This window comes from Brevundimonas sp. CURTG3B2_SDJG, assembly GCF_057364705.1.
In genome coordinates, this window is the sequence record NZ_JBNFOJ010000116.1 from 1 (window position 1) to 8,899 (window position 8,899).

General features: G+C 69.1%; 10 protein-coding genes, 1 tRNA gene and 1 pseudogene. 5 read left to right on the forward strand and 7 right to left on the reverse strand.

The features are described from left to right. Positions 1–433 (forward strand): annotated as a pseudogene (locus AC2W7C_RS09395) (DNA gyrase subunit B); the annotation flags it as partial. Positions 434–541: 108 nt separating this feature from the next. Here the strand turns inward: AC2W7C_RS09395 and AC2W7C_RS09400 are convergent. From AC2W7C_RS09400 to AC2W7C_RS09415, 4 genes are read right to left on the reverse strand one after another with little or no spacing between them, the layout of a single operon-like run. Further along, complete coding sequence (locus tag AC2W7C_RS09400) at positions 542–1,174, reverse strand: DUF1190 domain-containing protein (RefSeq protein WP_486001200.1); 633 nt, start codon at positions 1,172–1,174, stop codon at positions 542–544. A gap of 7 nt (positions 1,175–1,181) precedes the next feature. Beyond that, positions 1,182–1,595 carry a DUF350 domain-containing protein gene (locus tag AC2W7C_RS09405; protein ID WP_486001201.1) on the reverse strand — a complete coding sequence of 138 codons (414 nt, stop codon included), beginning with the start codon at positions 1,593–1,595 and terminating at the stop codon, positions 1,182–1,184. Between the two features lie 23 nt (positions 1,596–1,618). Further along, a complete protein-coding gene (locus AC2W7C_RS09410; RefSeq protein WP_486001202.1) occupies positions 1,619–2,284 on the reverse strand; it encodes a YjfK family protein in 666 nt (221 codons plus the stop codon). 8 nt (positions 2,285–2,292) lie between these two features. Then, positions 2,293–3,336: an ion channel gene (locus tag AC2W7C_RS09415; RefSeq protein WP_486001203.1), complete on the reverse strand. Its 1,044-nt coding sequence runs from the start codon at positions 3,334–3,336 to the stop codon at positions 2,293–2,295. A gap of 334 nt (positions 3,337–3,670) precedes the next feature. Here AC2W7C_RS09415 and AC2W7C_RS09420 point away from each other — a divergent pair, with 334 nt between their 5' ends. The 3 genes from AC2W7C_RS09420 to AC2W7C_RS09430 are packed head-to-tail and all read left to right on the forward strand — an operon-like array spanning position 3,671 to position 6,056. Next, positions 3,671–4,129: a YjfI family protein gene (locus AC2W7C_RS09420; RefSeq protein WP_486001204.1), complete on the forward strand. Its 459-nt coding sequence runs from the start codon at positions 3,671–3,673 to the stop codon at positions 4,127–4,129. A gap of 15 nt (positions 4,130–4,144) precedes the next feature. Further along, entirely contained in the window at positions 4,145–4,888 is a 744-nt protein-coding gene (locus AC2W7C_RS09425) for a PspA/IM30 family protein (RefSeq protein WP_486001205.1), read from the forward strand. A 4-nt stretch (positions 4,889–4,892) separates the two neighbouring features. Beyond that, the gene (locus AC2W7C_RS09430; protein WP_486001206.1) at positions 4,893–6,056 is read left to right on the forward strand and encodes a glutathionylspermidine synthase family protein; all 1,164 of its coding nucleotides are present in this window, start codon (positions 4,893–4,895) and stop codon (positions 6,054–6,056) included. A 66-nt stretch (positions 6,057–6,122) separates the two neighbouring features. Here the strand turns inward: AC2W7C_RS09430 and AC2W7C_RS09435 are convergent, their stop codons facing one another. Then, positions 6,123–6,566: a surface-adhesin E family protein gene (locus AC2W7C_RS09435; protein WP_486001207.1), complete on the reverse strand. Its 444-nt coding sequence runs from the start codon at positions 6,564–6,566 to the stop codon at positions 6,123–6,125. Between the two features lie 68 nt (positions 6,567–6,634). Next, on the reverse strand, positions 6,635–7,774 hold the full coding sequence (locus AC2W7C_RS09440) for a DNA cytosine methyltransferase (protein ID WP_486001208.1): 1,140 nt from the start codon (positions 7,772–7,774) through the stop codon (positions 6,635–6,637). A 322-nt stretch (positions 7,775–8,096) separates the two neighbouring features. Between AC2W7C_RS09440 and AC2W7C_RS09445 the strand changes: the two genes are divergently transcribed. Next, the gene (locus AC2W7C_RS09445) at positions 8,097–8,534 is read left to right on the forward strand and encodes a hypothetical protein (RefSeq protein WP_486001209.1); all 438 of its coding nucleotides are present in this window, start codon (positions 8,097–8,099) and stop codon (positions 8,532–8,534) included. Positions 8,535–8,580: 46 nt separating this feature from the next. Here the strand turns inward: AC2W7C_RS09445 and AC2W7C_RS09450 are convergent. Continuing rightward, positions 8,581–8,657, reverse strand: a tRNA-Arg gene (locus AC2W7C_RS09450). Positions 8,658–8,899 lie beyond the last annotated feature (242 nt).

Genomic DNA, 8,899 nt, shown 5'->3' on the forward strand with positions numbered 1-8,899 from the left:
GCCGCCTGCTTCGAGCGCGTGCGCCGGCGCCGTCAGCGAGCGCATCGTGCTGGAGGAGGCCTTGGTCCGGTCGCTGGACGCGCGGCGCCTGGCCGAGCGCGCGGCCGCCTTCGAGGGCCTGTTCGACAAGCCCGCCGTCTTCCGCCGCAAGGACAAGGCCGTCACCATCCGCGGGCCCCTGGACCTGCTGGAGGCGGTGCTGGACGCCGGCAAGAAGGGCATCGCCATCCAGCGCTACAAGGGCCTGGGCGAGATGAACCCCGAGCAGCTGTGGGAGACCACGCTGGACGTCAACGCCCGCACCCTGCTGCAGGTCTCGGTCGAGCACGAGGAGGACGCGTCGGACCTCTTTGCCAAGCTGATGGGCGATGTGGTCGAGCCGCGCCGCGAGTTCATCCAGGAAAACGCCCTGGACGCCGCGGTCGACGCCTGACGACGGCGGGCCGCCCTGGTGTGGCGGTCCAACCGGCGTCAATCTGCGAGCCGCAACGGCTCAGGCCGTGGAAGCCGTGGGGGCGGGACATGCCCGCCCGTTTGCGGCCTATCCGCCGAAGCCGCGTCCGCCCCCGCCGAATCCGCCGCGGGAGACGACGGTGGTGCGGCTCTGGACCCGGGCCGGCGCCTGGCGGGCCTCGGGGGTGTGGTCGCGTGCGTTGGTGATCATCCGGCCCGTACGGTAGTCGCGGCTCAGGTAGCCGCCGCCGTACCCGTTGGAATACTGATCCTGGCGATCGCGATAGAGCGGGCCGCCGCCCACATATCCGCCGTTCAGCATGCGACCGATGATGAAGCCGGTCGCCAGCGGGCCGAAGAAGGATCCGCCGCCGTGGTTCAGCTCGCGGCACTGTTCAGGGCCCCATTGGCCTTCGCACTCCTCACGCGTGAAGTAGCGTGGCGAGGTCTCGGCGGACTGGCGCTGGGCCTCGGCGTAGGCGGCGTCGCATTCGGCGTCGCTGACGTCGTTGGCGGCTTGGCAGTCCGCCACCGACGTGTAGGCCAGGGCCGGTTCGGGCGCGGGTTCGATGTAGGCCTCGCGTTGCGGCGAACTGCAGGCCGCCATCGAGAAGCCGACCGTCGCCATCAGGCTGGACACGTGCAGCGCCCGCGACCGTTTGAGACGGCGCATGGTGGTGGTCTGCGGCGGCGAGGTCTGGGGCAGGGCGTCGTCGGTCATGGCGTCCTCACGCGGTCATGCAGGCGGCGTTGAGCAGGCCGACGCCGATGGAGATGGAGGCCAGATAGACTCCTGCGGCCAGTTCGCCGGCCTCGATGCGGGCGGCCAGCGCCTTGTAGACCAGCCGGCTGACAACGATGAAGGACACGATCTGGATCACCCCCGCCAGGAGGGCCCAGGCGGCGAACTCGGGCAGGCTGACGGTGTGTGACAGGGCCGAGGCGAGCGGCAGGACGTAGCCGATCAGCGCTCCTCCCAGGGCGACGGCCGCGGCGGTGTTGCCCTGACGGATAAGATCCCGCTCATGATAGGGCGTGACCAGCTGATAGATGAATTTGAAGGCGACGAAGAAGATCACCGCTGCCACGAAGGCGATGACGAAGGCGACGGCCCCCGTCTGGAATGCGAACCAGTCGAACATGAAACCCCCTCTGCTTTGCGCTGTCAGGCGCGGAACTCGGCCATCTCCAACGGAATGCCGATCATGATCTCGTGCGTGACGTCGCCGGGCCGGCCGGCGGCGTCGTGCGGCTCCATCTCCAGCGCCATCATCAGCTCGCGCCCGCCGGCCAGGTCGCGCGCATACAGCATGCAGGCCTGGAAGATCCGGCTGTAGGGCGTGGCGGCGGCGCGGTCGTCGAAGATGGATTCCCAGAGCTCGACCGGCGGCTGGCGGGCGTCGCTTTCGGAGAACCAGAAGCGCGGATAGGCCGGCAGGTCCTCGGCCGCGCCGTCGAACACCGGCTCGGACAGCCGGTCGCGCCACAGGCGGCGTTCGCGCTCGCCGGGCGGATAGGCCGACGACCACGGAATGAACAGGGTGAAATCGTAGGCGGCGCGGCCTTCCGGGTCGTCGCTCATCGCCTGCAGCATGACGTGGTCGTCGGTGTAGAACCGATGCACGTGCTGGCCGCCGTCCAGCGTGATGACGCCCTGGGCGGTGATCTCCAGCGCGTCGCGGTCCAGGCTGAACCGGGTCTGGTCGCCGAGGCGCTCCCAGGCCAGGACGTCCAGCGACACGGTCCGTCCGACGGTGATGTTGCGCACCTCGGCCAGCGTGGCGTTAGGCGCCGTCGCCTTGTCTCCAGAACCGAAAAGCCGCTTGAACATGCCCTGTTCTAGCCCGCCAACGCCGACGCATCGAGCCTGCCGGCCGCGACGTAGAACAGGCGATCGCCGGCCTGGACCACGCGATCCGGGGCGGGATTGAACGTGGGGGCGTTCGCGTCCGACGACTGGATGGCCAACAGGGTGGCGCCGCGGTCCAGCAGAGCCCGGGCTAGGTCGCCGGACGGCCTTGCCGCGTCGGCGGGCCATCGCAGGCTGAACAGGGTCGCGCCTTCGTCGAGGTGGCTGGTCAGGGCGCTGATGACCTGGCTGGAGCCGGGGTCCTTGCAGGCGCGGGCGACCATTTCGGGCCCGGCGGAGAGGATCACCTCGACCCGCGGGCAGTGCTGGTCGATCAGGCGGGCGTGATCCTCGTCCTCGAAATAGCAGACGATGTGGGCGTCCGGACCGGTCAGGGCGGCCGCGGCGAGGGTGGCGGAGAGGGTGTCCGAATCCGTGCTGGTGAAGACCAGGACCTGGCTGGCGTGCGGGACGCCGGCCCGTTGCAGCGCCGCGGTGGAAGTCAGGCTTTCGGTGTGGACGTAGCGGATGCGGGGGTCGAGATCGGTTAGAACCTGCCGCGTCAGCAGGACCAGCGTCTGGTCCGGCGACAGGTCGCTGCACAGCTCGGCGATCATCTTGGGCGTGCGCGCCGGATGGTGGCCGATGAGCACGATGGAGTCGGTCATTCTCGAATAGTCTCCCTTGCCCGCGCGACGGACGCGCCAGACCTCGCCGATGGCGGCCAGGACCTTGGCGACGATGGTGGTGAAGGCGGCGATCGCGCCGGGGAAGACCCATAGCGCCGTGATCAGCCGGCCCGCGTCCGTCTGCGGGCTGAGGTCGCCGTATCCGACGGTGTAGGCTGTCGTCGCATACCAGTAGAAAAAGGCGGCCGGAGCCTGGAGCTTCGTCTCTCCGGCCAGGGAGATCAGGCCCCAGGTGGACAAGGCGTGCATCCCGATGAGAACGAACAGCAACGTCCAGTGCATGTCGGCCATGGCGTGGAACGCCCGGTCGAAGACGCGCGCCAATTTCAATCGCGGCAGCAGCATGCAAGGGTCGTGTCCGCCCCGGGCCCCCGCCCGGCGTTCGATGGACTTTTCGCAGACCGCTGGCCAAAGTCAATCGTTCCTGTTACGCGTTACATGAAACATGCGTAATCCCGGCCGAAATCCCTTGCCTGCGGCGAACGATCGTATACGTGCTTGGCGCAAGGCCCGGCGTGAGGCGGGTATGGTCAAGCTAGAGTTCTGGGTGCCGGGCGCCGCGAAGGACGATGTGAGGGCGGCGGTCCACGCCATCGTCACGGAGTCCAGTCGGGGCCCTGATCTTGTCCGGCGCCCGCGCCGCCTTCCGCCTTCCGATCCTTCTGGAGAAACCCATCCCATGGACGCCGTGATCGAAACCGCCTGGACTGTGCCGACCATCCGGGCGGCCCTGGAGTCGTCGGAACTGGTGCGCGAGGGCGAGCTGACCGCTCGGGTGCTGGAGGGGGCCGATCCGGTCCTGCTGGTCACCATGCACGAGTACGGCGACCTGCCGATCTACCTCAGCGTCGGCGGCGCCCAGATCGTCTGTTCGGTTCTGCTCTGGCCGGTCGCCGAACAGGCGGACACGGCGGCCTTCAACGCCTTCCTGCTGAAGGCCCAGCGCGTGGTGCCGCTGTCCAACTTCGCCATCACGACGGTGGACAGCCAGGACATCTACGAGCTGATGGGCGAGCTGTCGTGCAAGACGACGCTGCAGACCATCCTGATCGAGCTGCGCACCCTGGCCGAGAACGCCATCGACGCCACCGAGCTGCGCGAAACCTTCGGCGCCGACGCCGCCCCCAACGCCGCCTGAGCCGGGAGACGAACCATGTCCATGCTGTCCAAACTCTCGGCCCTGTTCCGCGGCACGGCTCACGAAGCCGGCCAGGCGGTGGTCGACGCCAACGCGCTGAAGATCCTGGACCAGGAGATTCGCGACGCCGACACCGCCCAAGGCAAGGCCCGCGACGACCTGGCGGGCCTGGTGGCGCGCCGCCGCATGGCCGAGAACGAACTGAAGAGCTTCGGCGAGCAGATCGCCAAGTATGAGAGCTCGGTCCGCGCGGCCATGGCGCAGGGCAAGACCGATCTGGCCCGCGAAGTCGCCGGCCGGATCGCCGAGCTGGAGACCGAGATCGGCACGCGCGGTCCTCTGATCGAGGGCATGAAGGAGGCCGAGGCCCGCCTGCGCACCGCCATCGCCTCCACCGACCAGAAGATCGAGACGCTGCGGCGCGAGATCGACATCGTGAAGGTCAACGATTCCGTCCAGAAGGCGCAGACGTCGGTGGCCCTCCAGTCGCAAGGCGCTCATTCGCGGATCGGCTCGGCGGCCGACAGCCTGGCGCGGATCAAGCAGCGGCAGGCGGTGCAGGAAGAGCGTCTGCGCGTCGGCCAGGAGCTGGAGGACAAGCGCACCGGGGCCGATCTGGACGCCAAGCTGCGCGAGGCCGGCATCCTGCCGGGCCACGCCTCGGCCGACGACGTGCTGGCCCGCCTGACGGCCCAGGAGGTCAAGGTGGTCACGCCCCTGATCGAGCAGGCCGTTCCGGTGGAGAAGGACAAGGCCTGATCTCTTGAAACGCCTGAAGCTCGATCCTCGCCCGGACTGGGACGCCAAGGCCGAGGCGCTGGGATTCACCTGGCGTCATGACGACGGCAAGCCGTACTGGGACGAGACCGCCGCCTATGTGTTCTCGATGGCCGAGATCGAGGACGGGATCGAAGGCCCGACCGAGACCCTGCACGCGATGTGCCTGGACTTGGTGGACGAGGCCGTGAAGTCCGAGCGCCTGATGGCGGCGCTCGAGATTCCGGAAGCGATGCGGGACTACGTCGCCGACAGCTGGCGGCGGGGCGAGCCGTCGTTGTACGGCCGCTTCGACTTCGCCTACGATGGCCAGGGGCCGGCCAAGCTGTACGAGTACAATGCCGACACCCCGACCTCGGTCTACGAGACGGCGGTGTTCCAGTGGCTTTGGCTTGAGGACCAGATCGCCGCCGGCGTCCTTCCGCCCGACGCCGACCAGTTCAACAGCCTTCACGAGAAGCTGGTCGACCGCTTCCGGGCGATCTTCCCGGACGGCGGCTTCATGCATTTCTCTTCGGACCCGGACTTCATCGAGGACCGCCAGACCGTGCGGTTCCTGGAGGATCTGGCCAAGCAGGCCGGGCTGAACCCGCAGTTCGTGGCCATCGATCAGATCGGCCTGAACGAGGAGGGCCGTTTCGTCGACCACGAGAACTGGCTGATCGGCGCGCTGTTCAAGCTGTACCCGTGGGAGCAGATGCTGCGCGACGACTACGCCCAGCCGCTCCCGAACGCCGAGGTGACGGTGCTGGAGCCGGCTTGGAAGAGCCTGTTGTCCAACAAGGGCATTCTGCCTCTGCTGTGGGAACGGCATCCCGGCCACCCCAACCTGCTGGAGGCCTATTTCGAAACCGACCCGGCGCACGAACGGCTGGGCTCGTCCTACGTCCGCAAGCCCCTGTTCTCGCGCGAGGGCGCGAACGTCGAGCTGGTCGACCGGGGGCGGCGCGGCAAGGTGCTGGACGGCGGCTATGGCGACGGATCGCACATCCGGCAGGCGCTCCTGCCCCCGCCGCGATTCGACGGCAACTATGTGATCGTCGGCTCCTGGATCGTGGGCGCGGAGGCCGCGGGCGTCGGCCTGCGCGAGGATCGCGGCCGCATCACCCGCAACACCTCGCGCTTCCTGCCGCACTTCATCCGCGACTGATCCCTCGCCGACTTGCCGCCGCCGAGTCGTCCCGAGCGAGGACGACCATGGCGCGGCCCATGACCGTCAGCCGCGGGGACGTCCGGCTTCGATGAAGGCCTGGATCGTCGGCCAGGTCTGCCCCTGGGCCCGGGCGCCGTCGCAGGCGACCTGCTTCAGATAGGCCGGCACGGTGTTGGGTCGGATGTTCTCCCACTCCGCGCCCTCCTCGGGATAGGTCTCGCTCTCCGAGCCGTCGGCCCCGTGCTCGGTCAATCCGGCGGTCCGCCATTTCCCCGCCGCGCATTGGAACTGATAGGTTTCGCGGGCGTGGCTCAGGTCTCCGGCGGCCGCGTTCATCGGCGTCGTGGCCGTCCGGATCGAGGTCACGCCGTCGACCGTCGTGATGCTATCCACGTCCGCCAGATAGACCCGCACATCGGTCCGCGAATAAGGGTTCCAATTCTCGGCGAACGCCGGCGCGGCCGTCAGGGTCGCAATCGCCGTCAGGCTGAACAGTATCGATTTCATTGAAGACCTCCCCAGATCGTCGGAAGGCATGATGCGCCGGTCCACGCGTTTGGCAAGCGGGCGCCTGGTCAGGCGGCGCGGCGGGCTCCGTCCGCTGCGGCCAACAAGGGTTCGAACAACGCCCTGGCCAGGTGGCGCACCACGGGTACGGCCACGCCGTCGCCCGTCAGACGGCAGGCCGCGCTGTAGGACGCGGGCAGCCGGTACGTGTCCGGCAGGCCCATGAGTCGCGCCGTCTCGCGCGCGGTCATCAGCCGGGACCTCGCCACGCCGTCCTGGATGACCACCAGCGTCTGGCGGCTGGAGCCGCCGCCGGGCGTGCGCAGGCAGCCGGCCATGTCGAAACGCACCTCCGCCCGCTGGACCTTGCGACCCTCCGCGTCCGTCCGCGTGCGCCGGTACAGCGCGCCGACCCGCCGGCCGCCTTCGCCGCGCGCCGCCTCCACCTTGGCCCGGTTGACCGGCGACATCAGCGCCAGAAGCCGCCGGGTCTGCTCGGGCGAATGCCAGTTCCGCGCCGGAACGTCGCTCTCGACGATCATCTCCAGCGCCGGCGCCCCGCCCGGCGCGTCCGGCAACCGCCACCACAGCATCCGCGCCTTCAGGTCCCCGGGCAGGCGTTCGACCGCCCGGCTCAGCGCCGACGGGTGGAAGGGTTCCGAGGGGCCGGCTGAAACCAGCGTCGGGTCGATCGCCAGGTCTCCCCGCACGCCCACGATGAACAGCCGCGGCCGGGACTGGGGCAGGAACCGGTCGGCGTTGATGACCAGCGCGCCGAAGGCGTAGCCGGCGTCCGCCCAGGTCCGGCACAGGATCTCGAAGTCGCGCCCGCCCCGCGAGGTCAACGCGCCGCAGACGTTCTCGATGGCCACGATCCGGGGCGCGCGGCCTTCCCCCGCCAGGCCTCGCGCCAGATCCCAGAAGGCGTGAAAGGTCCCCGATCTGGCCCCGCCCAGCCCCGCGCCCGCGCCCGCCAGCGACAAGTCCTGGCAGGGGAAGGAGCCCCACATCAGATCCGCCTGGCCGGGCAGGTCGGCGGGGGTGAGCGCCGCGATATCGCCCACCACCAGCTCCTCGCCGCCCCAGTTCGCGCGATAGGCGGCGGCTTTCGCGGGGTCGATGTCATTGGCCAGCCGGCAGCGCCAGCCTTCGCCCAGCCCGGCGCGCAGCATTCCGCCTCCGGCGAAGAACTCGTAGGCCTCAGGCATCGGCGGACGATTCGATCATGCCGTCAGGCTGGGGCCAGTCGGCCCTCAAGTCCATGTCGCGATGGCGCGCCGGGCCGGCCGTCCCTTTCGTCAGATGCCGTTCGTTGACGACGGGACGGACGCGTCCCACGGTCAGGACCGGATCGCCATGGAAACCCGGATGCCTCATCGCCTGACCTCGCTTCTCGCCGCGCCTTTCGCCGCGTCTGCGGCTGCGCTGCTCCTGCTGGGTGCCGCTCCGGCTCTCGCTTCGGCTCAGGAGACGTCGGCCGCCCCGGCGCCAGCCTCCCCGCGTCTGAACGCCGAACAGGCGCTCACGCGCTTGCTGGCGCTGATCCAATCGTCGGAGCGGGTCGAGGACTTCACGCCCGAGCGACTGACCCAGGCGTTCGGCGTGCCGGTCCGGCTGTTCGAAGCCGACTACTGGGGCTTTGGAGAGCCTCTCTCGGCCCGTTGGTCGTACAGCATTGAAGGACGACAGCCGCCCAAGATCGGCGCGCGCTTCGCTTTCAGCTTCAACGCCCACCCCGGCGACACGCCCCCGATCGACGACGTCTGCGGCGTCGACTATGCGACGTTCACCGCCGAACTGGAGGCCATGGGCTTCCGCCGGCAGCCGTATCGCGGCGAGCACGGCCGGTTCCTCTACGGCCGGTTCGAGCGACCAGGCATGGGGCTCCAGACCTATCCCGTCGGCGAAACCGTCCCGTCCGGCCAACCCGCGGGGCGGACCTGCCTGAAGATACTGCTCATTCCGTGACCTTGGGCGCCGTGAAAACGGCCGCGTCGGATTTCAGGGAAGAAAGTGGCGCACCCGAAGAGATTCGAACTCCTGACCCCCAGATTCGTAGTCTGGTGCTCTATCCAGCTGAGCTACGGGTGCGCACGGCCGCGAACGGCGAGGGCGGGTCTCTAGCGCACGGGGGGCGGGGGGCAAGACCTGTCGCGTCGGTTTCGCCAACCTATATCCCGAAGACCCCGGGACGGCGCGCGGCCGGGGGTTTCGCTTCGTCGCCGGCCGGGCCAAGGTGGCGCGCCGCTCCTCCCCGACGCGCCCCAAGAGACCGCCATGATCCAGCTTCCCGTCCATCCGATCCGTCTGTTCGCGGCCGTCGTCGTCGCCGT

Excerpts from the sequence above, each read along its gene's own strand:
- AC2W7C_RS09400 (WP_486001200.1), bottom strand. The coding sequence starts at position 1,174 with ATGACCGACGACGCCCTGCCCCAGACCTCGCCGCCGCAGACCACCACC.
- AC2W7C_RS09420 (WP_486001204.1), top strand. The coding sequence starts at position 3,671 with ATGGACGCCGTGATCGAAACCGCCTGGACTGTGCCGACCATCCGGGCG.
- AC2W7C_RS09415 (WP_486001203.1), bottom strand. The coding sequence starts at position 3,336 with ATGCTGCTGCCGCGATTGAAATTGGCGCGCGTCTTCGACCGGGCGTTC.
- AC2W7C_RS09425 (WP_486001205.1), top strand. The coding sequence starts at position 4,145 with ATGTCCATGCTGTCCAAACTCTCGGCCCTGTTCCGCGGCACGGCTCAC.
- AC2W7C_RS09410 (WP_486001202.1), bottom strand. The coding sequence starts at position 2,284 with ATGTTCAAGCGGCTTTTCGGTTCTGGAGACAAGGCGACGGCGCCTAAC.
- AC2W7C_RS09405 (WP_486001201.1), bottom strand. The coding sequence starts at position 1,595 with ATGTTCGACTGGTTCGCATTCCAGACGGGGGCCGTCGCCTTCGTCATC.
- AC2W7C_RS09440 (WP_486001208.1), bottom strand. The coding sequence starts at position 7,774 with ATGCCTGAGGCCTACGAGTTCTTCGCCGGAGGCGGAATGCTGCGCGCC.
- AC2W7C_RS09435 (WP_486001207.1), bottom strand. The coding sequence starts at position 6,566 with ATGAAATCGATACTGTTCAGCCTGACGGCGATTGCGACCCTGACGGCC.